At 67.4% G+C, this 20,777-nt stretch carries 16 protein-coding genes and 1 pseudogene; 11 read left to right on the top strand and 6 right to left on the bottom strand.

The features are described from left to right. Positions 1-129: 129 nt before the first annotated feature. From groES to KEC56_RS08830, 3 genes are all read left to right on the top strand, one after another. Positions 130-426 carry a co-chaperone GroES gene (groES, locus tag KEC56_RS08840; RefSeq protein ID WP_017203655.1) on the top strand — a complete coding sequence of 99 codons (297 nt, stop codon included), beginning with the start codon at positions 130-132 and terminating at the stop codon, positions 424-426. Between the two features lie 92 nt (positions 427-518). Next, positions 519-1,436: an EamA family transporter RarD gene (gene rarD / locus KEC56_RS08835; protein ID WP_227530643.1), complete on the top strand. Its 918-nt coding sequence runs from the start codon at positions 519-521 to the stop codon at positions 1,434-1,436. A 123-nt stretch (positions 1,437-1,559) separates the two neighbouring features. Continuing rightward, positions 1,560-2,822 carry an ABC transporter substrate-binding protein gene (locus tag KEC56_RS08830; protein WP_227530642.1) on the top strand — a complete coding sequence of 421 codons (1,263 nt, stop codon included), beginning with the start codon at positions 1,560-1,562 and terminating at the stop codon, positions 2,820-2,822. Between the two features lie 103 nt (positions 2,823-2,925). On the opposite strand, the gene KEC56_RS08825 is transcribed toward KEC56_RS08830, so the two are convergent. The 4 genes from KEC56_RS08825 to KEC56_RS08810 are packed head-to-tail and all read right to left on the bottom strand — an operon-like array spanning position 2,926 to position 6,985. Further along, on the bottom strand, positions 2,926-3,696 hold the full coding sequence (locus KEC56_RS08825; protein ID WP_175985704.1) for an ABC transporter ATP-binding protein: 771 nt from the start codon (positions 3,694-3,696) through the stop codon (positions 2,926-2,928). Continuing rightward, complete coding sequence (locus KEC56_RS08820; RefSeq protein WP_175986121.1) at positions 3,693-4,640, bottom strand: ABC transporter ATP-binding protein; 948 nt, start codon at positions 4,638-4,640, stop codon at positions 3,693-3,695. Before KEC56_RS08820 ends, KEC56_RS08825 begins: the two co-directional genes overlap by 4 nt. 43 nt (positions 4,641-4,683) lie before the next feature. Next, positions 4,684-5,661: a branched-chain amino acid ABC transporter permease gene (locus KEC56_RS08815; RefSeq protein WP_175985705.1), complete on the bottom strand. Its 978-nt coding sequence runs from the start codon at positions 5,659-5,661 to the stop codon at positions 4,684-4,686. A 10-nt stretch (positions 5,662-5,671) separates the two neighbouring features. Then, positions 5,672-6,985 (bottom strand): ABC transporter permease subunit, encoded by a 1,314-nt coding sequence (locus tag KEC56_RS08810; RefSeq protein ID WP_372456263.1) that lies wholly within the window; start codon positions 6,983-6,985, stop codon positions 5,672-5,674. A 247-nt stretch (positions 6,986-7,232) separates the two neighbouring features. Here KEC56_RS08810 and guaB point away from each other — a divergent pair, with 247 nt between their 5' ends. The 7 genes and pseudogenes from guaB (at position 7,233) to guaA (ending at position 18,018) form a co-directional block, all read left to right on the top strand. Next, a complete protein-coding gene (guaB, locus tag KEC56_RS08805) occupies positions 7,233-8,735 on the top strand; it encodes an IMP dehydrogenase (protein WP_227530641.1) in 1,503 nt (500 codons plus the stop codon). Between the two features lie 123 nt (positions 8,736-8,858). Continuing rightward, positions 8,859-9,002, top strand: a pseudogene (locus KEC56_RS08800) (DUF2277 domain-containing protein); the annotation flags it as partial. Between the two features lie 20 nt (positions 9,003-9,022). Beyond that, positions 9,023-10,138 carry a GuaB3 family IMP dehydrogenase-related protein gene (locus KEC56_RS08795; RefSeq protein ID WP_175986122.1) on the top strand — a complete coding sequence of 372 codons (1,116 nt, stop codon included), beginning with the start codon at positions 9,023-9,025 and terminating at the stop codon, positions 10,136-10,138. 73 nt (positions 10,139-10,211) lie between these two features. After that, the gene (locus KEC56_RS08790; protein ID WP_227530723.1) at positions 10,212-10,967 is read left to right on the top strand and encodes an SURF1 family protein; all 756 of its coding nucleotides are present in this window, start codon (positions 10,212-10,214) and stop codon (positions 10,965-10,967) included. A gap of 250 nt (positions 10,968-11,217) precedes the next feature. Continuing rightward, positions 11,218-15,837, top strand: coding sequence for an ExeM/NucH family extracellular endonuclease (locus KEC56_RS08785; protein ID WP_227530640.1), 4,620 nt, complete (start codon positions 11,218-11,220; stop codon positions 15,835-15,837). Positions 15,838-15,919: 82 nt separating this feature from the next. Beyond that, entirely contained in the window at positions 15,920-16,444 is a 525-nt protein-coding gene (locus KEC56_RS08780) for a DUF3817 domain-containing protein (protein WP_227530639.1), read from the top strand. Beyond that, positions 16,441-18,018 carry a glutamine-hydrolyzing GMP synthase gene (guaA, locus tag KEC56_RS08775; RefSeq protein ID WP_175985710.1) on the top strand — a complete coding sequence of 526 codons (1,578 nt, stop codon included), beginning with the start codon at positions 16,441-16,443 and terminating at the stop codon, positions 18,016-18,018. Before KEC56_RS08780 ends, guaA begins: the two co-directional genes overlap by 4 nt. Before the next feature lie 335 nt (positions 18,019-18,353). On the opposite strand, the gene KEC56_RS08765 is transcribed toward guaA, so the two are convergent. Both KEC56_RS08765 and KEC56_RS08760 read right to left on the bottom strand, forming a co-directional pair. Beyond that, positions 18,354-18,626 carry a GlsB/YeaQ/YmgE family stress response membrane protein gene (locus tag KEC56_RS08765; RefSeq protein ID WP_175985711.1) on the bottom strand — a complete coding sequence of 91 codons (273 nt, stop codon included), beginning with the start codon at positions 18,624-18,626 and terminating at the stop codon, positions 18,354-18,356. Between the two features lie 134 nt (positions 18,627-18,760). Beyond that, positions 18,761-19,690, bottom strand: a complete 930-nt coding sequence (locus tag KEC56_RS08760) for a Bax inhibitor-1/YccA family protein (protein ID WP_227530638.1) — start codon at positions 19,688-19,690, stop codon at positions 18,761-18,763. A gap of 88 nt (positions 19,691-19,778) precedes the next feature. On the opposite strand from KEC56_RS08760, the gene KEC56_RS08755 reads away from it, so the two are divergent. Then, positions 19,779-20,765, top strand: coding sequence for a glycerophosphodiester phosphodiesterase family protein (locus KEC56_RS08755; protein WP_227530637.1), 987 nt, complete (start codon positions 19,779-19,781; stop codon positions 20,763-20,765). The last annotated feature ends 12 nt before the right edge of the window (positions 20,766-20,777 follow it).

The raw sequence follows: 20,777 nt of genomic DNA, 5'->3' as shown, positions 1-20,777 counted from the left end.
CGCCCAGCGTACGGGGTTGGCACTCGCATTGCATGAGTGCCAACCGAGCGCCTACACTGTGATTAGCACTCTCGGGTTGAGAGTGCGAACGAGTCTTTCGTGTCAGCGTCAAGAAAGAAGAGGTAGACCGTGTCGGTTTCCATCAAGCCGCTCGAGGACCGCATCGTCATCAAGCAGGTCGAGGCCGAGCAGACCACCGCGAGTGGCCTGGTCATCCCCGACACCGCCAAGGAGAAGCCCCAGGAGGGCGAGGTCGTGGCGGTCGGCCCCGGCCGCATCGATGACAACGGCAACCGCGTTCCGCTCGACGTCGCCGTCGGCGACCGCGTGCTCTACAGCAAGTACGGCGGTACCGAGGTGAAGTTCGGCGCAGACGAGTTCCTCGTCCTGTCGGCCCGCGACGTCCTCGCCGTCGTCGTCCGCTGACGCTCCAAGCTCAGCGACCGCGCAGTTCCTCGAAGGTCCGGATGCTACGGCATCCGGACCTTCGTCGTTCCTGCGGCGGCTAGGGTGAATCTGTGAACCCGGATGCCGCTGCCAGAACACGCGCGGCGGGCGTCGCCTACGCCGGCGGCGCGTACGTCCTGTGGGGCGTTCTGCCGCTGTACTTCCTGCTGCTGGTGCCGACGGGCCCGTGGGAGATCGTGGCCGCACGCGTGCTGTTCTCGTTCGTGTTCTGCGTGCTGCTTCTGACATTCACGCGCGGGTGGTGCCGCATCCTCGCAATCGTGCGGCAGCCCCGTCTGCTGGGCTGGACGGCCCTGGCCGGCGTGCTCATCTACGTCAACTGGCAGGTGTTCCTGATCGGCACCCTCAGCGACCGGGTCGTCGAGACGGCGCTGGGCTACTTCATCAACCCGATCACCACCGTGCTGCTCGGCGTCTTCGTGCTGCACGAACGCATCCGCCGACTGCAGTGGGTCGCGATCGGTATCGCCGCGCTCGCCGTCGTCGTGATCATCCTCGCCTACGGATCGTTCCCGTGGATCGCCTTGTCGCTGACGGCGTCATTCGGCGTCTACGGGCTCATCAAGAAGAAGATCGGCCCGGCGGTGGATGCCGTGAGCGGTCTGACCCTGGAATCACTCTGGCTCATCCCGATCGCTGTTGTGCAGCTCGTCATCGTGGCCCATACGACCGGGATCACCTTCGGCTCGGTCGGGGCCTGGCACACGGCGCTGCTGCTGTTCGCCGGCGTCGTCACCGCCGTGCCGCTGCTGCTGTTCGCCTCCGGCGCGCGGCGGATCGACCTGGCGATCATCGGGATGATCCAGTTCATCACCCCGATCATGCAGTTCCTCACCGGCGTGCTCATCCTGCACGAGCCGATGCCGCCGGAGCGCTGGATCGGCTTCATCATCGTGTGGGTCGCGGTCGGCGTATTCGTGGTCGATCTATTGCTCACACGACGCAGGCGTCCGCCGTTACCGATCTGAGACTGGACTGTTTCACACCGTTAACGCATCGCAACAATTCCGTGACTGTCTCACGGCTACGTTTGTGGAAACCGATCAGGCGCCCGAGTCTGATCGGGCCGACAGAAACAAGCAAGGAGCAGCATGAGCATCTTCTCAAGCTCGCGTGCACGCAGGGTCTACGGCACTGTCGCCGCAGTCGGTGCGAGCGCACTCATCCTGGCCGGGTGCTCTGGGGGAACGACCCCATCCGAGTCCTCCGCGCCTTCGGCCGACCGTGAGGACCTCACTCTCAGCATCGGCACCGTTCTGCCGCAGACGGGTGCGCTGAGCTACCTCGGTCCGCCCGAGGAAGCCGGTGTCGGACTCGCGACCGCCGAGATCAACGAGGCGGCCAAGGGCATCACGGTCGAGGTCCAGTACGGTGACTCGGGTGACCCCGACAACAAGGCGTACGAGACCACGGTTCCCAAGCTGCTCGGTTCCGACGTCTCAGCGCTGATCGGAGCCGCCTCGTCCGGTGTCACGAAGCTGTTCCTCGACCAGGCAGTCAGCGCAGGGGTCATCACGTTCTCCCCGGCGAACACCTCGCCGGACTTCACGACGTGGGACGACGACAACCTGTACTGGCGCACAGCGCCCAGCGACCTGCTCCAGGGCGAAGTGCTCGGCAACCTGATCGCAGAGGACGGCAACCAGGCACTGGGCATCATCTACCTGAACGACGCGTACGGCACGGGCCTGGAGAAGGTCGTCAACGAGACCTTCACCGCCAGCGGCGGCGAGGTCGTCGCCAGCGAGTCGTACAACGCCGGTGACACCAACTTCAGCGCCCAGGTGTCGACCATCCTCGCCGCCAACCCCGACGCGATCGCGGTGATCGGCTTCGAGGAGACCTCGACCATCGTCCCCTCGTTCGTGAACAGCGGGTTCGACAGCTCGAAGTTCTACTTCGTCGACGGGAACATCTCGCAGTGGGGTGACGACATGCCGGTCTCCATCGAGGGCTCGAAGGGCACGCAGCCCGGCCCCGTCCTCGCGGATGACTTCCAGGAGCGCCTGAAGGCGCAGTGGCTGGAGCAGGGCGACGGCAACGAGCTCGTCGACTTCAACTACGCGGCCGAGTCGTACGACGCGACCGTGCTGCTCGCTCTCGCATCCCTCGCGGCGAACTCGACCGACCCGGCCGACATCGCCTCGAAGCTGCAGGAGGTCTCGGGCGGCTCCGGCGACGGCGAGAAGTGCGACTCGTTCGCCGACTGCGCCGACATCATCCTCGGCGGGGGCACCGCCGACTACGACGGATACTCCGGAGGCATCGGATTCGACGACGCCGGCGACCCGACGGAGGCGTCGATCGGCATCTTCCAGTACGGTGCCGACAACACCCACACCCGCGTCAACTGATCGGGTGAACGAGAAGGCCCCGGGCGCGAGCCCGGGGCCTTCTCGTGTGCGCTGTGCTCAGTGTGCGCTGAGCGCTGTGCGCAGCTTGCGGGGGTGCTAGAGGTCAGTCCTCCTGACCCAGCGTTCCCAGGTACAGGCCGATGACCTTCGGGTCGGCCAGCAGCTCGCGTCCGGTGCCGGTGTGAGCGTCGTGGCCCTGATCGAGCACATAGCCGCGATCGCAGATCTGCAGGCAGCGGCGCGCGTTCTGCTCGACCATGATGGTCGTCACGCCCGCCTTGTTGATGTCGGAGACGCGGATGAACGCGTCGTCCTGACGGACGGGGGAGAGGCCGGCCGACGGCTCGTCCAGCAGCAGCACAGCCGGATCCATCATCAGGGCGCGACCCATCGCAACCATCTGCCGCTCACCGCCCGAGAGCGAACCCGCACGCTGCTTGAGTCGCTTGCCGAGCTCGGCGAAGATGCCGGTGACGAAATCCAGGCGCTCCGAGAAGACGCGGGGGTTCTGGTAGAGCCCCATCTGCAGGTTCTCCTCGATGGTGAGCGAGGGGAACACGTTGTTCGTCTGCGGCACGAACCCCACCCCGCGGGCGACGAGCTTGTCGGACTTCAGCCCGACGATGCTCTCGCCGTTGACGGTGATGTCGCCGCCGCGCACGTTCACCATGCCGAAGATCGCCTTCAGCAGCGTCGACTTGCCCGCTCCGTTCGGTCCGATGATGCCGATCAGCTCGCCCTTGCGGGCGACGAGGTTCGCGCCGTTGATGATGTTGATGCCCGGGAGATAACCCGCCGTCAGGTTCGAGACGTCGACGACGACGCGGTCGGTCTTGGCCGCCTCGCCAGTGGGAACTGCTGCGGTGGCGCTCATGGCTTCTCCTCCTCGGCCTCGGCGATCGACGCCGCCTCCTCCTGATGGATGTCGTCGAGCAAAGTCTGCGCCTCGGCATCCAGCTCCCCCTCGACGCGTCCGGTGACGACACCGAGATCGACATCCTGGTGGGCGCCGAGGTACGCGTCGATGACGGCCTGATCCTGCATGACCTCATCGGGCGGCCCCTCGGCGACCACGCGTCCCTCGGCCATCACGACGACCCAGTCGGCGATGTGACGCACCATGTGCATGTCGTGCTCGACGAACAGCACGGTCATGCCGAGCTCCTTCAGGTCGAGGATGTGATCGAGCAGCGACTGCGTGAGCGCGGGGTTCACGCCGGCCATGGGCTCGTCGAGCATGACGAGGGTGGGGTCGTTCATCAGCGCCCTGGCCATCTCGAGGAGCTTGCGCTGACCGCCCGAGAGCGATGCCGCATAGTCCTCCTGCTTGGCGTCGAGTTTGAAGCGCTCGAGCAGGGCGCGAGCCTTCTCCTCGATCTTCTCCTCCTGGGCGCGCCAGAGCCACGGGAACATGCTCTGCCAGAAGCTCTCACCGCGCTGATCGGTGGCGCCGAGCTTCATGTTCTCGAGCACGGTGAGCAGCGAGAGCGATTTGGTGAGCTGGAACGTGCGCACCTGACCCATTCGCGCGACCTTGAACGACGGCACGCCGCTGAGGTTCTTGCCGTCGAACGACCATGAGCCGTCGTTGGGCTTGTCGAACCCGCACAGCAGGTTGAACAGGGTCGTCTTGCCCGCGCCATTGGGGCCGATGAGCGCCGTGATCGCGCCGCGGGGGATCTCGAGGTGGTCGACGTCGACCGCGGTGAGTCCGCCGAAGCGGCGCGTCACGTGATCGGCCACGAGGACCGGGTCGACCTTGGCGACGCCGGGGGCGGCCGGACCCTTGGCGAGTCCGGTCGTCTTGGGGCGGCGGATGCTGCCGGTCTGCGACCCTTCGACAGGCTCAGGGACCGAGATGTTATTTGACAAAGGTCAGCTCCCTCTTGTTTCCGAGGAGTCCCTGCGGGCGGAAGATCACCAGCAGCATGAGCGCCAGGCCCACCAGCACGAAGCGGAGCGTGCCCGCCTGGATCGACGAAATCGGCAGGATGCCCTGCGCCGCGAGTGCGGGGAGCACACCGTCCAGAAACGCCATGATCACCCAGAAGATGACGGCACCGAGGACGGGGCCGAACACGGTCGCCGCACCACCGAGCAGCAGGATCGTCCAGATGAAGAACGTCAGGCTCGTCGTGTACGTCGCCGGGACGACCGCGCTCGGCAGTGCGAACACGAGGCCACCGAGCGAGCCGAAGACGCCGCCGATGATGAGCGCCTGCATCTTGTAGCTGAAGACGTTCTTGCCCAGCGAGCGCACGGCGTCCTCGTCCTCGCGGATGCCCTTGAGCACGCGCCCCCAGGGACTGCGCATGAGGGACCACACCATGAGGATCGCGATCGCCAGCAGGATCAGACCGAACACGCGCACCCACAGATCGTCCGCCGAGTACGTCCACGGACCGAAGCCGTACGTGCCCTGCGGGAACGGGTTCGCCGCGCGGAAGCCGGCGTGATATCCGCCGAGTCCGTCGGCGGAGTTCGTGAACTCGTCGAACGCCGTCGTCGTGAACAGCAGGCGCACGATCTCGGCGGCCGCGATCGTCACGATGGCGAGATAGTCCGCGCGCAGACGCAGCGTCGGGATCCCGAGGATGACCGCGAAGACGGCGGCGCCGATCATGCCGATGATGATGCCCAGCCACCAGGGCAGTCCGAACGAGAGGATCGAGATCGCGTAGCTGTACGCGCCGATGGCCATGAAGCCCGCCATGCCGAAGTTCAGCAGGCCCGCATAGCCGAAGTGCACGGCGAGGCCGGTGGCAGCCAGTGCGTAGGCGATCGTCGTCGGGCTGAACAGCCAGCCCGCGGTGTTGTTGAGGATTCCGCCCCAGTCCATGCTCGTGCCCCTAACCGATTCTCTCGCGGCGACCCAGGATGCCCTGGGGTCGCACCAGCAGGATGAGGATGAGTACGGCGAGCGCCCCGACGTACTTCAGATCGGACGGCAGCCAGAGCGTCGAGACCTCGACGAGGATGCCGACGATGAGTGCTCCGATGAGGGCGCCGAAGGCGGTGCCGAGTCCGCCGAGTGTGACGGCGGCGAACATGAGGAGCAGGATGTGCACCCCCATGTCCCACTTCACGCCGGGGCGGAAGTAACCCCACAGCACGCCGGCGAGGCCGGCGAGCGACGCCGACAGGATCCAGACGGTGCGGATCACGCGGTCGACGTTGATGCCGGATGCGGCGGCGAGTCCCGGGTTGTCGGAGATGGCGCGCGTCGCCTTGCCCACCCGGGTGCGCAGCAGCCAGAAAGCGACGGCGACGATGACGACGATGCTGATCCCCATCGACATCATGTCGACGACCGACAGCTTGATCGGGCCGAGCAGCTGGATCTTGGGTGCGTCGGCTCCCGGGAGCTGCCGGGTGGATCCGCCCATGAAGAACTGGATGACGTAGCGGATGAGCAGGGAGAGGCCGATGCTCACGATCATCAGCGGGACCATGCCGATGCCTCGGTGCCTGAGCGGTCGCCAGAGCCCGGCATCCAGCCCCCAGCCGAGGGCCGCGCCGAGCAGGAGGACGATCGGTATCGTCACCCACATGGGCACCGCGTAGAACGAACCGAACACCACCGCCATGACGGCGCCGAAGGTCACCATCTCGGCGTGTGCGAAGTTCGTCAGCCCCGTCGTGCCGAAGATCAGCGAGACGCCGATCGCGGCGAGGGCGAGGAGAAGACCGAAGTTGAGGCCGTTGATGAGGCGTTCGACCAGCTGATCGAAGAACGAGGTGGTGACGCGTTCGCCCTCGCCGAGGAACAGGTTGAGGATCTTCGATCCGGTCAGCCCGAACTCGACTTCGAAGGAGGCCGTCGTGCCCTGCGAGGGCTGCGTGCCCTCGGGGAGCTGTGCGGCGTCGACGATGACGCCGTCGGGAAGGGTCTCCTCGTCGACGGTGATCGTGTAGGTGTCCTTCTCGGGCACGTACAGGCGCCAGGCGCCGGTCTCGTTGGTGACGGTCTCGGCCTCGAAGCCGTTGCCCTCCACCGAGATCGTCACATCGGGAACCGGTTCATCGTCGTACTTGATGACACCGGCGAAGTAGAAGTCGGTCTGCTCCTGATCGGCGCCGGGAGTGTCTGGCGCGGATGCGCTCGCGGACAGCGGCGCGCCTAGGACCGCCAGCGCGGCGATGAACACGCCGAGAAGGGCAATCACCACGGGGTGGGATCGCCTCGCGCGCAAGGTCTTTGGACTCACAGGGCCTCCTGTCCGGATACGCAGACCGAGGCTGATCGGGTTCGTCGACCTCGGTGTACGACGCTATGAGCGTAATGTGTCGATTCTGTTTCAGCCAAGGCACAATCTGCTCACGGCGTGGCGCGGGCCCGGGAATATGCGCGCGCCGCAGGGCGCTTAGAATTGGTACACCGTCGCCGCAGCCCCCGCAGGAGGATCTTTCATGGACCAGCACGATCCCTTCGGTTTCGTCGGCCTCACCTACGACGACGTCCTTCTTCTCCCCGGGCATACCGATGTGATCCCCAGCGAGGCCGACACCTCCTCGCGCATCACGCGCCGGATCTCTGTCGCCACCCCGCTGCTGTCCAGCGCCATGGACACCGTCACCGAATCGCGCATGGCCATCGCCATGGCGCGTGAGGGCGGCATCGGCATCCTGCACCGCAATCTCTCCATCGCCGACCAGGCCGCGCACGTCGATCGGGTCAAGCGCAGCGAGTCGGGCATGATCACCGACCCGATCACGACGACGCCCGACGCGACCGTCGAAGAGGTCGACGCGCTGTGCGCCAAGTACCGCATCTCCGGCCTTCCCGTCGTTGACGGCGAGGGACGACTGGTGGGCATCATCACCAACCGTGACATGCGGTTCGTGTCGGAGTTCGAGCGGCCCAGCACCTTTGTCAAAGACGTCATGACGTCCTCGGATCTGGTGACGGCTCCCGTCGGAGTCGCCGCGGGCGAGGTCATCGCGCTGTTCGCGAAGCACCGCGTCGAGAAGCTGCCGCTGATCGATGAGCACGGCAAGCTCGCGGGCCTGATCACCATCAAGGACTTCGACAAGAGCGAGAAGTACCCGCTCGCCACGAAGGATGAGCACGGACGTCTGCGCGTGGGAGCTGCGATCGGCTTCTTCGGCGACGCCTGGGAGCGCGCGGAGGCACTGCGCGACGCCGGTGTGGACGTGCTGGTCGTCGACACCGCCAACGGCCAGTCGCAGGGCGTCATCGACCTCGTGAAGCGGCTGAAGGCCGACGAGTCGTTCGCGCACATCGACGTGATCGGCGGAAACGTCGCGACCCGCGAGGGCGCGCAGGCGCTCGTCGACGCGGGCGTGGATGCCGTCAAGGTCGGCGTCGGTCCCGGATCCATCTGCACCACGCGCGTCGTCGCCGGCGTCGGCGTCCCCCAGGTCACCGCGGTCTACGAGGCCTCGCTGGCGGCCCGGCCGGCCGGTATCCCGGTCATCGCCGACGGCGGCCTGCAGTACTCGGGTGACATCGCCAAGGCGCTCGTCGCCGGTGCGGATGCCGTCATGCTCGGCTCCCTGCTCGCAGGCACCGACGAGTCGCCGGGTGAGATCGTCTTCCAGTCGGGCAAGCAGTTCAAGCAGTACCGCGGCATGGGTTCGCTGGGGGCCATGCAGACCCGCGGCAAGCAGACCTCGTACTCGAAGGACCGCTACTTCCAGGCCGACGTCCCCAGCGACGACAAGCTCATCCCCGAGGGCATCGAGGGTCAGGTCCCGTACCGCGGCCCGGTGTCGGCCGTCGCGTACCAGCTCGTCGGCGGCCTGCGTCAGTCGATGTTCTACGTCGGCGCCCGCACGATCGAAGAGCTCAAGACCCGCGGCAAGTTCGTGCGGATCACGGCGGCCGGACTCAAGGAGTCGCACCCGCACGACGTGCAGATCGTCGTCGAGGCGCCCAACTACAAGAAGTGAGTCGGGATCGGGTCACGGTCGCGCAGCGACCTTGACGCGGCCCGACTCAGGTTGAGCGAGCGCAGCGAGTCGAAACCTCTGCCCGGGGTTACACCCGCTGTGCCCCCGGCGTAGCGTGGCGGCATGTGCCGCAACATCGTTCCGCTGAACAATCTCGAGCCGGCCGCGACCGATCAGGAGTGCCAGGACGCCGCCCTGCAGTTCGTGCGCAAGATCGCCGGCACGAATGCGCCGTCGCGCGCGAACCAGGCCGTGTTCGGCCGGGCGGGTAGGCTGGACGCGTGAGCATGGACATCGAACTCGGCCGAGGCAAGCGCGCGCGCCGCGCATACACGTTCGACGACATCGCCGTGGTGCCGTCCAGGCGAACGCGCAACCCCGAGGACGTCTCGACCGCGTGGACTATCGACGCGTTCTCCTTCGACACCCCGGTCATCGGCGCGCCGATGGATTCGGTCGTGAGCCCGCAGACGGCGATCATGCTCGGCAAGCTCGGCGGACTCGGCGTCCTCGACCTCGAGGGCCTGTGGACCCGCTACGACGACCCGGAGCCCCTGCTCGCCGAGATCGCCGCGCTCCCCGCAGACAAGGCGACCGTGCGGATGCAGCAGCTGTACTCCGAGCCGATCAAGCCCGAGCTCATCACCCAGCGTCTCGCCGAGATCCGCGAGGGCGGAGTGACGGTCGCCGGCTCCCTGACCCCGCAGCGGACGCAGGAGCTCTACGACACCGTCGCAGCCGCCGGCGTCGACCTGTTCGTGATCCGCGGCACGACCGTGTCGGCCGAGCACGTCTCGAGCGTCGACGAGCCCTTGAACCTCAAGAAGTTCATCTACGACCTCGACGTCCCCGTGATCGTCGGCGGGGCCGCGACCTACACCGCGGCCCTTCACCTCATGCGCACGGGCGCCGCAGGCGTTCTCGTCGGATTCGGCGGGGGAGCGGCATCCACCACCCGCGCGACCCTCGGCATCCACGCCCCCATGGCCACCGCCGTGTCGGACGTCGCCGCGGCCCGCCGCGACTACCTCGACGAGTCCGGTGGACGCTACGTGCACGTGATCGCGGACGGCGGCGTCGGCACCTCCGGCGACATCGTCAAGGCGCTCGCCATGGGCGCGGATGCCGTCATGCTCGGCGTCGCGCTCGCGCGCGCCACGGATGCACCCGGTCGCGGCTTCCACTGGGGCCCGGAGGCGCACCACCCGCAGCTGCCGCGCGGCCGCCGGGTCGAGACGCCCGGTATCGCGACGCTCGAAGAGGTCCTCTACGGGCCCGCGCCGGTCGCCGACGGCACCGCGAACCTCATCGGTGCGCTGCGCAAGTCGATGGCCACCACCGGGTACTCCGACCTGAAGGAGTTCCAGCGCGTCGAGGTCGTGCTCGCCCCCTACGAGTCGTGATCGGCGCTCGTCGCCCGTGACCTCATCGACCGCTCCCGCTGCGCAGGAGTTCCCGCCGACCCTTCGAGAGGTGATGCTGCGCGGCCGCTGGATCGCCGTGCTGTGCGCCTGCCTCGTGGTGGCCGGGGTGTTCGCCTTCCTCGGTCAGTGGCAGCTCGAGCGCGCGATCGACACCGACCCGCCGCCCGCCGGGATCACGGAGCAGGTGCGGCCGCTCGCCGAGGTCCTCGAACCGGGGGAGTACCTGCCGGAGCCGCTCGTCGGCCAGCGCGTCGAGACGTCCGGCACATGGGTGCCCGGCGACTTCCTCGTCGTCTCTTCGCGCTTCAACGACGGCGCGGAGGGATTCTGGGTGACCGGACAATTGCGCGTCGCCGACCGCACCTCGATCGCCGTCGCCCTGGGATGGGCACCGGATCGGGAGAGCGCGGATGCCGCGGCGGCCGCCCTCGAACGGGATGCCGCAGGATCGGATGCCGACATCACCGGCCGCATCATCTCGGACGAGGGCTCCTCGCTCCCGACCAGGGACGATCCGTTCGGGATGAGCCGGATGTCGCCGGCGATGCTGCTCGGGCAGTGGCACGACACGGAGCAGCTCTCGGTGTACCGGCCGTATCTGGCCTCGGTGGATGCTCCGGACGGCCTCGTCGACATCGTCTCGCCCGCGCCGCACGAGCTCTCCAGCGTCAACTGGCTGAACGTCTTCTACGCGATCGAGTGGGCGGTCTTCGCCGGCTTCGCGTTCTACATCTGGTATCGGCTCGCCAAGGACCGCTGGCAGCTCGAGGTCGAGGAGTTCGAGGAGCGCTCAGCCGCGGCATCCTGACCCGGATCCACCTTCGCGCCCTCCTTTCGTCCAGCCCCAACCGCATCGGCATCTATCGAAAGTCGTAGGCCGTATCGGCGCGAACGAACTTCCGGTTAGCGATCTGTGAACTCTCTCGGGAAAGTCCCAGCCCGCTCATAAGCTCACGAACGAGCCGCGTCGCACCTGCCCTGTGCAGCGCCTGCGCTCTCTCGTGCGCCCCATGACGGCGCTCGGGGTCTCATCCGTCGACGAGGAGAACAAACCCATGATGTCCAACCCCGATGGTGCAGCGCAGCGCGCTGGGTCGTCCATCGCACGCAGACGCGGGCGCATCGTCGCCGTCGCGCTGACCACAGCCTGCACGATGGGCTTCGGATCGCTCGTCGCCGCCCCGGCCTTCGCGGCCGCCGATGGCACGGGCGTCGTCATCAACGAGGCGTATCTCTCCGGCGGCAGCGCCGGCGCCGCCTTCAAGAACAAGTTCGTCGAGCTGTACAACCCGACCGGCTCCGACATCACCCTCGACGGCATGTCGCTCCAGTACCGCTCGGCGACGGGAACCGGCAACTCGAACGGCGTCGTCGCCCTCTCCGGCACCATTCCCGCGGGCGGCCACTACCTGGTCCAGGGCGGATCCAACGGCGCGAACGGCGCCGACCTGCCCGAGGCGGATGCCGCGGGCAACCTGAACCCGAGCGGTACGACGGGCACACTCGCACTCGTCGAGGGCACCTCCGCGGTCACACTCGGCACCGGCTCGGTCGTCGGCGCAGACGGTGTCGTCGACCTGCTCGGCTACGGCGCGTCCAACACGTTCGAGGGCGCACGCGCGACAGCGCCGGCGAACAACCAGGACGTCAAGTCGCTGAACCGCACCGATGGCGTCGACACCGACGACAACTCCGCCGACTTCTCGCTCTCGGCCACGATCACGCCCGAGGGCACCGGTGACACCGAGCCGGAGGAGCCCGAAGAGCCCGAAGAGCCGACCACGGCGACCATCGCCGAGGTGCAGGGCACCGTTGATGTGTCGCCCCTGAACGGCCAGACCGTCACCGTCGAAGGCATCGTCACGGCGGACTATCGCACCGGCGGCTACAACGGCATCGTCATCCAGACCCAGGGCTCCGGCGGCGACAGCGACGCCACCCCCGGCGCCTCCGACGGCCTGTTCGTCTTCCTGAACGGCAAGACGGTCCCCGGCGCCATCGGCGACCTCGTCTCGGTCACCGGCTCCGTCTCGGAGTACTTCGGTCAGACGCAGATCGCGCCCGCCGCGGCCGGCGACGTCACCGTCGTCACCGCTGGCGTCGGCGTTCCCGCGGTGACCCCGCTCCCCGGCGACGTCGTCGGAGCAGACCGCGAGGCGTACGAGAACGTGCTCGTCGCCCCCACCGGCGACTACCTCGTGGCATCCAGCCACCAGCTCTACAACTTCGGCACCCTCTGGCTGAACCCGGGCGAGCTCAACGTCAAGAGCACCGAGACGACCCGACCCGGTGCAGACGCGAACGCGATCGCGGCATCCAACCGCGCCGACCGCATCCTGCTCGACGACGGATACAACGTCCAGATCTCGAGCAGCGCGCACCCCGGCGACCAGCCCTACTTCACGAAGGGCACGGTCGTCCGCAACGGCGACGTCGTCGACTTCGCGGATGCCGGCTATGTGCTGCAGTACGGCTTCGACGACTGGCGACTGCAGCCGGTCACGCCGATCAACAGCGACACGGCGGGCGCCGACAAGGCGGGCTTCACCACCGCCAACGCCCGCCCTGCCACGGCCCCCGAGGTCGGCGGCGACGTGCAGGTCGCGGCGTTCAACGTCTTCAACTACTTCACGACCTTCTCAGAGGATGACTCCGACGCGCGGGGTGCGAAGAACCAGGCGTTCTTCGACGTCCAGCGCTCGAAGATCATCACCGCGATCAATGGTCTGGATGCCGACGTCGTGGCGCTGATGGAGATCGAGAACTCGGTCCACTTCGGCGACGGCACCCCCGATGTCGCGCTTCAGAACCTCGTCAACGGCTTGAACGCCGACGCGGGCACGGACGTGTGGGACTACGTCGAGACCCCGGACGCGCTGCTGAACACCACCACCGACGTCATCACGAACGCGATCATCTACAAGAAGGCCGAGGTCACCCCGGTGGGCGACCCGATGGCAGGGATCGACGAGTCGGTGTGGGGCAACGCCCGCGAGCCGATCGCGCAGGCCTTCGACATGGACGGACGCACGGTCTCGGTCGTCGCCAACCACTTCAAGTCGAAGTCGGGCGACGGCGCGGAGCCCGCTGACGGCCAGGGCCACTTCAACGCGGACCGCACCGCACAGGCGCAGTCGCTGCTGGAGTTCACCGGCGAGATCGCGGACGCCTCGGGCAGCGAGGACGTGCTGCTCCTGGGCGACTTCAATGCCTACGCGAAGGAGGACCCGATCAACGTGTTCTCCGAGGCGGGCTGGAGCGACCTCGTTCCCGCGAACGCGGCAGGCCAGTACACCTACACGTTCGACGGCGAGCTCGGCTCGCTCGACCACGCCATCGCCTCGCCGTCGCTCTCCGCGTCGATCACCGGCACAGGCGTCTGGACGATCAACTCGTCCGAGTGGAGCGACCGCGGCTACGCGTTCGGCGCCACCGAGGCGGGCACCCCGTACCGCTCCAGCGACCACGACCCGGTGATCGTCGGCATCTCCAGCGAGATCCCGCCGGTGGACATCGACATCGTCACGATCAACGACTTCCACGGCCGGATCGAGGCCGACGGCGCAGCCGCCGGTGCCGCTGTGCTCGCAGGCGCCGTGAAGTCGGTGCGCGACGCGAACCCGAACACGGTGTTCGCGGCTGCGGGCGACCTCATCGGAGCATCCACGTTCACGTCGTTCATCAACGACGACAACCCGACGATCGACGCGCTCAACGCGGCCGGTCTCGAGGTGAGCGCTGCGGGCAACCACGAGTTCGACCAGGGCTGGGAGGACCTTCGCGACCGCGTGCAGGACCGCGCGGACTGGGAGTACATCTCCTCGAACGTGTTCCTCACCGAGACCGGTGAGACAGCTCTTGCGCCCGCGTGGGTCAAGGAGATGGACGGCGTACGCGTCGGCTTCATCGGCGCCGTGACCGAGGAGCTCGACTCGCTCGTCTCGCCCGAGGGCATCGCCGATCTCGAGGTGCGCAGCATCGTCGACTCCGTCAACGACGTCGCCGATGACCTGACCGACGGCGACACCGCCAACGGAGAGGCCGACGTTCTGATCCTGCTCGTGCATGAGGGGGCGACGTCCACCGATGTCGCCAGCATTACGCCCGAGTCGGCTCTCGGTCAGATCGTCGACGGCGTCGACGACAGCGTGAGCGCGATCGTCTCGGCGCACACCCACCTCGCGTACAACCACGTCATCGACGGCCGCCCGGTCGTCTCGGCGGGGCAGTACGGCGAGAACTTCGGTCTGATGAACCTGCAGGTCGACCCGGAGTCGAAGGAGCTGCTCTCGATCACCAACGAGATCAAGCCTCTGACCAAGGGCGGCACGCCGCTCTACGAGCCCGTCGCCGCGGTGCAGTCGATCGTCGACACGGCCAAGGCCGAGGCCGACGTGCTGGGTGCCGAGAAGGTCGGCGAGATCACCGGCGACTTCAACCGCGCACGTCAGACCAACGGGTCCGAGAACCGCGGTGGCGAGTCCACGATCGGCAACTTCGTCGCTGACGTCCACCAGTGGGCGACCGGCGCGGACCTCGCCATCATGAACCCGGGCGGCATCCGCGCGAACCTGACGTACGCGTCGGCGAACGCGAACGACCCCGACGGCAACGTGACCTTCCGTGAGGCGGCGACGGTGCAGCCGTTCGCCAACACGCTGGTCACGCTGAACCTCACGGGTGCGCAGATCAAGAGCGTGCTCGAGGAGCAGTGGCAGCCGGCCGGCTCGAGCCGGCCATTCCTCAAGCTCGGCGTCTCGGAGGGTCTGCAGTACACCTACGACCCGACGGCGGCAGCAGGGGAGCGGATCACGCGTATCACGCTGAACGGCGAGCCGATCGACCCCGAGGCGTCGTACGTCGTCGCGGCCAACTCGTTCCTCGCGGCCGGTGGAGACAACTTCTTCACCTTCGCCGAGGGCACGATCAAGGCCGACACTGGCAAGATCGACCTGCAGTCCATGGTCGACTGGTTCGACGCCAACGGCACCGCGACGCCCGACCTCGCGCAGCGCGCGGTCGGCGTGACGCTGAGCGCACCGGATGCCGACGGCTACAGCGCAGGCGACGAGGTCACGATCGACCTCTCCTCGCTCGCGTTCAGCGCCGGGGAAGCCGCTCCGGGCGAGGCGACCGTGTCGCTCGGCGACCAGGTGCTCGCCAGCGGTGCTGTGGATGCCGCGATCGTCGACACCACCGACGAGGTCGGCCGTGCGAGCCTCGCGTTCACCGTCCCCGAGGGGGCGACCGGCGAGCAGCAGCTCACCGTCGTCGCAGGCGAGACAACCGTGCAGGTTCCGATCACGTTCGCGGATGCCGGCGAGGAGGAGTTCGCAGGGACCATCGAGGTCCAGGGCAACACCGTCAGCGCAGGCAAGAAGCTCACCGTCACCGGTGCTGACTTCACGCCGGGCGAGACGGTGACCGTCACCCTCGAGTCGAAGAAGGGCAAGCTCGTCGAGCTCGGCACTGTCGTGGCCGATGAGGACGGCTCGTTCTCCGCATCGCTCACGGTTCCGAAGAAGACGGATGCCGGTCGCTACACGGTCATCGTCGCCCAGGCGGACGGCGACCAGGCGACCGACCAGGTCACCGTCAACAAGGGCGGCGGGAACGGCGGCGGCATCGTCAAGGCGATCGTCGACTGGCTGATCGATCTGATCCGCGGCTGGTTCTGAACCATCGGGTAGTCACGCGAGGGCCGTCGGGAGCGATCCCGGCGGCCTTCGCCGTCCCGTCCGCGCTAGTAGACTGGACGCCATGCCCGAACCGAAAGCCGCCTCGTTCCCGAAGATCCGCGGGGCGTTGAGGTTCTATCAGATCGCCTCGGTCATCACCGGTGTCATGCTCCTCCTGCTGCTGGCCGAGATGATCCTCAAGTACAGCCCCACGCACATCGAGCTGTTCGCGGGCGGCGACGGCGGATTCCTCTGGTTCGCGCCGGTCATCGTCGGCGACGGATGCCAGTGGTACTCCCTGTTCGTCCCGGGCGGCATGGGATGCGATCTGGAATCGACCGGGCAGACCGCGGGCGGCGCGAACATCTCGCTGCTGATCCTCGTCGCGCACGGCTGGTTCTACGTCGTGTACCTGTTCGCGGTCTTCCGTCTGTGGAGCCTGATGCGCTGGCCGTTCGGCCGTTTCATCATGCTCGCGCTCGGCGGCGTCATCCCGGCCCTCTCGTTCATCATGGAGGTCCGGGTCTCCCGCGAGGTCAAGGCGTACCTCGCATCCCGTGAGGCGGCACTCGCCGTAGAACCCCAGACCCAGGAGGCAGCGCGATGAGCGCCGACACCGCACAGCGCCCCGTTCTCGTCGTCGATTTCGGCGCCCAGTACGCGCAGCTCATCGCCCGCCGCGTCCGCGAGGCCGGCGTCTACAGCGAGATCGTGCCGCACACCGTCAGTGCTGCCGAGATCGCCGAGCGCAATCCGGTCGCCCTCGTCCTCTCGGGTGGCCCGTCGTCGGTCTACGAGGAGGGCGCGCCGTCGCTGGATGCCGCGATCTTCGACCTCGGCGTCCCGACCCTCGGCATCTGCTACGGCTTCCAGGTCATGGCCCGCGCTCTCGGCGGCGAGGTCGCCAACACGGGGCTGCGCGAGTACGGCGCGACCGACGCGGTCGTCGCGAACGACGGCGGCGTGCTGCTGGGCGGCCAGCCCGCCACGCAGAACGTCTGGATGAGCCACGGCGACCAGGTCTCGCGCGCGCCCGAGGGCTTCGAGGTCCTGGCATCCACCGCCGACACCCCTGTGGCAGCATTCGGCAGCGACGAGAAGTGCTTCTACGGCGTGCAGTGGCACCCCGAGGTCAAGCACTCCGACCACGGCCAGGAGGTCCTCGAGAACTTCCTGCACAAGGCGGCGGGCCTCGCCGCAGACTGGAACAGCGGCAACGTCATCGAGGAGCAGGTCGCGCGCATCCGCGAGCAGGTCGGCTCGGCCCGCGTCATCTCGGCCCTCTCCGGCGGCGTCGACTCGGCTGTCTCGACCGCGCTCGTCCACAAGGCCATCGGCGACCAGCTCACGGCCGTCTTCGTCGACCACGGGCTCCTCCGCAAGGGCGAGCGCGAGCAGGTCGAGCAGGACTACGTCGCCTCCACGGGCGTACGCCTGATCACCGTGGATGCCGCGGACACGTTCCTCGGGCACCTGCAGGGCGTCAGCGACCCCGAGGAGAAGCGCAAGATCATCGGCCGCGAGTTCATCCGCGCGTTCGAGAAGGTGCAGCGCGAGCTCGTCGACGAGGCGAAGGCCGAAGGCGAGCCCATCAAGTTCCTCGTGCAGGGAACCCTGTACCCCGACGTCGTCGAGTCCGGCGGCGGCACGGGGACGGCGAACATCAAGTCGCACCACAACGTCGGCGGCCTCCCCGACGACCTCGACTTCGAACTCATCGAGCCGCTGCGGACCCTCTTCAAGGACGAGGTCCGCGCGATCGGCCGTGAGCTGGGGCTGCCCGAGGCCATCGTCGGCCGGCAGCCGTTTCCGGGCCCCGGCCTCGGCATCCGCATCGTGGGCGAGGTCACTGCTGACCGTCTCGAGATTCTGCGCGAGGCCGACGCCATCGCCCGCGAGGAGCTGACGAAGGCCGGCCTCGACAGTGAGATCTGGCAGTGCCCCGTCGTTCTGCTCGCCGACGTGCGCTCGGTGGGCGTTCAGGGCGACGGCCGCACGTACGGCCACCCGATCGTGCTGCGCCCTGTCTCGAGCGAGGACGCCATGACCGCCGACTGGACGCGTCTGCCTTACGATGTGCTCTCGAAGATCTCGAACCGCATCACCAACGGCGTCCGCGACGTCAACCGCGTGGTGCTGGATGTGACCTCGAAGCCCCCGGGGACCATCGAGTGGGAGTGACGCAGTCACGAGCACTCGACGATGAGTGCTGTGTGGTACTCGGCCGCGCCAGCGGTCGAGTGGGAGTGAGATTCGGGGTCGTCTGAGATTTTTCTCCGACGATGTCCCGCTCGCGTCGACGCGGACGGCGATAGGATGCTGCGCGCCGACCAGGACCGCGGGCGCATCTCACGTGGTCGCGCGGCCCTGGAACGAACGGATGCCGTCGGCACCGGCCGCGGCGCGTACGGACTCCAGGCCGCGATCGCAGAGTGCCACGCCGTCGACGAGACTGACGCACGAGGTCCCCGGGTGAATCCACCCGGGGACCTCGTGGCGCATCAGCGCGGGAGCAGCTAGTTGTTGGCCTTGCTGCCACGGCCGACGATGAGGCCGTAGATCAGCAGCACGATAATCGAGCCGCCGATGGCGAGGAGCCAGGACGTGATGTCGAAGAATCCATCGATCTTCGCACCGAACAGGAGTCCGCCGAGCCATCCCCCGAGGATTGCGCCTACGACGCCCAGGAGCAGAGTGACGAACCATCCGCCGCCCTGCTTGCCGGGAAGGATGAGCTTGGCGATCGCGCCGGCGATCAGTCCGAGAAGAAGAAATGCAAGGAAACCCATTATGTAATCCCCTTTCTGTTAGCGGTCATCTCACTATGCCGGTATTTGTGTGCGACGCGCCAGATCTTCGCGGCGTGGCGAAAACTGAAGGAAGCCCCTTCTCAGGAGACGGGGCTTCCTTCAGAGGCTGTCGGTCAGTTGTTGCCGCGGGCGATCGCGATGATGCGCAGGATCTCGACGTACAGCCAGACGACCGTGACCATGATGCCGAAGGCGCCCATCCAGCCGTACTTGCGGGGAGCGCCGTTGCGCACGCCCTGCTGGATCTGGTCGAAGTCGAGCACCAGCGAGTACGCGGCCATGATGACGACGAGCACACCGATGATCAGACCCAGCGGAATGCCAGCGATCTCGGCGCTGAACAGGCCGAAGGCGTTCTGGTTGATGCCGGTCCACATGAGGACGAGGTTCAGGAGCGAGAAGACCAGGTAGCCGACCATCGCGATCATGAAGATCTTGGTTGCCTTCTTGGAAGCGCGGATCTTGCCGCTCGCGAAGAGCGCGAGGGTGACGCCGACGACGGAGACCGTCGCGAGCGTCGCCTGGGTCACGATGCCGGGGTAGATCACCTCGAAGAACGCCGAGATGCCGCCGACGAACAGGCCCTCGAACACCGCGTACGCGAAGATCAGCGCCGGGCGCACCTTCTTGCGGGCAGTGAAGGTGATGACCATCGCCAGGACGAAGCCGCCGAGTGCGCCGACGATCCACGGCAGCATGTTCGGCGAGAAGTCGGAGTACGGGTTGTACTCGGGGGCGGCGAGCCCGCCGAGCGTCCACACCCAGCCGATCGCCGCGGTGACGAGGAGGATGCCGAAGAGCCCTGCGGTCTTCCATACGGTGTCCTCGACCGACATGCGGTCGGTCTCGATGGCACCGGCGGAGGGAGAGGCGTACATGCCCTCGAGCTGCGCATTGGCCGCGGCATCCATGCTCGCGTGCTGGAAGGACGCAGTCTGCGCTCCCTGCATGCCGGGCTGAGCACCCGGAGCACCCGGATACGTTGCCACGTTGCGCGGATCCTGCTTCTGGAACGCCGGGTTGTTGAAGGCGAAATTGCTCATGGTGGGCCTCACTCCGAAAGTGGTTGAAGGTCGCTTTCCTCCACGATACCGGCGGATTCCTATGCATGGGGTGTTCTACCCTGAATCCATGCCCAGGAAGTCGCCCCTCGTGATCGGACACCGGGGCGCACCCGGATACCGGCCGGAGCACAGCCGGTCGTCGTACGAGCTCGCGCTCGCGATGGGGGTGGATGCCGTCGAACCGGACGTCGTGGCCAGCAAGGACGGCGTGCTCGTCATCCGGCACGAGAACGAGATCTCCGGCACCACGGACGTCGCCGACCGTCCGGAGTTCGCCGGACGCAGGACGACCAAGCGGATCGACGGGCAGCCGCTGACCGGCTGGTTCACCGAGGACTTCACCTGGCAGGAGCTCTCCACGCTCCGTGTGCGCGAACGCCTGCCCGAGGTGCGCGCGACGAGCGCCTCCTTCGACGATGCTCAGCCGATCCTGCGTCTGACCGACCTGCTCGATCTCGTGCGTGCGGGCTCCGTCGAACACGGCAGGGAGATCGGGATCGTGCTCGAGGTCAAGCACGCCACGTACTTCGCGGGCATCGGGCTCGACCTCGCGCCGCTCATCGCGCGGGATCTGCGCGCGGCCGGGTGGGCGGACGGCGAGCTGCCCCTCGTTATCGAGGCGTTCGAGTCCACGGTGCTCGGGCAACTGCGTGCCGAGGGGATCGCGGCGTCGTACATCTACCTGATCGAGGCATCCGGCCAGCCGTACGACCAGGTCGCAGCCCTCGGCGCGCACGCGAAGTCGTACAAGTCGGTCGTGCGGCCCAAAGGGCTGGACGCTCTGGTCGGGTCCGTGGACGGCATCAGCGTCAACAAGCGGATGCTTCTCGCGCCGGGCAACACGATCGTCGACGACGCGCACGCGCGCGGGCTGAAGGTCTTCACCTGGACGGCGCGACCGGAGAACGCCTTCCTCGCGGCCGAGTTCCGCGGCGACGGCCCCCGCAGCGCGTTCGGGGACTACGAGGGCGAATGGTCCGTGATCGCCGGGACCGGAGTCGACGGCGTGTTCGTGGATCATCCGGATCTCGGCGTGGCGTTCTTCCGGAACTGATTCCCTGCCAGA

The organism is Microbacterium tenebrionis, from assembly GCF_020682665.1.
GTDB lineage: Bacteria > Actinomycetota > Actinomycetes > Actinomycetales > Microbacteriaceae > Microbacterium > Microbacterium tenebrionis.
Note: the sequence above shows the minus strand (reverse complement) of the source record. Positions and strands in the feature narration are given on the sequence as shown.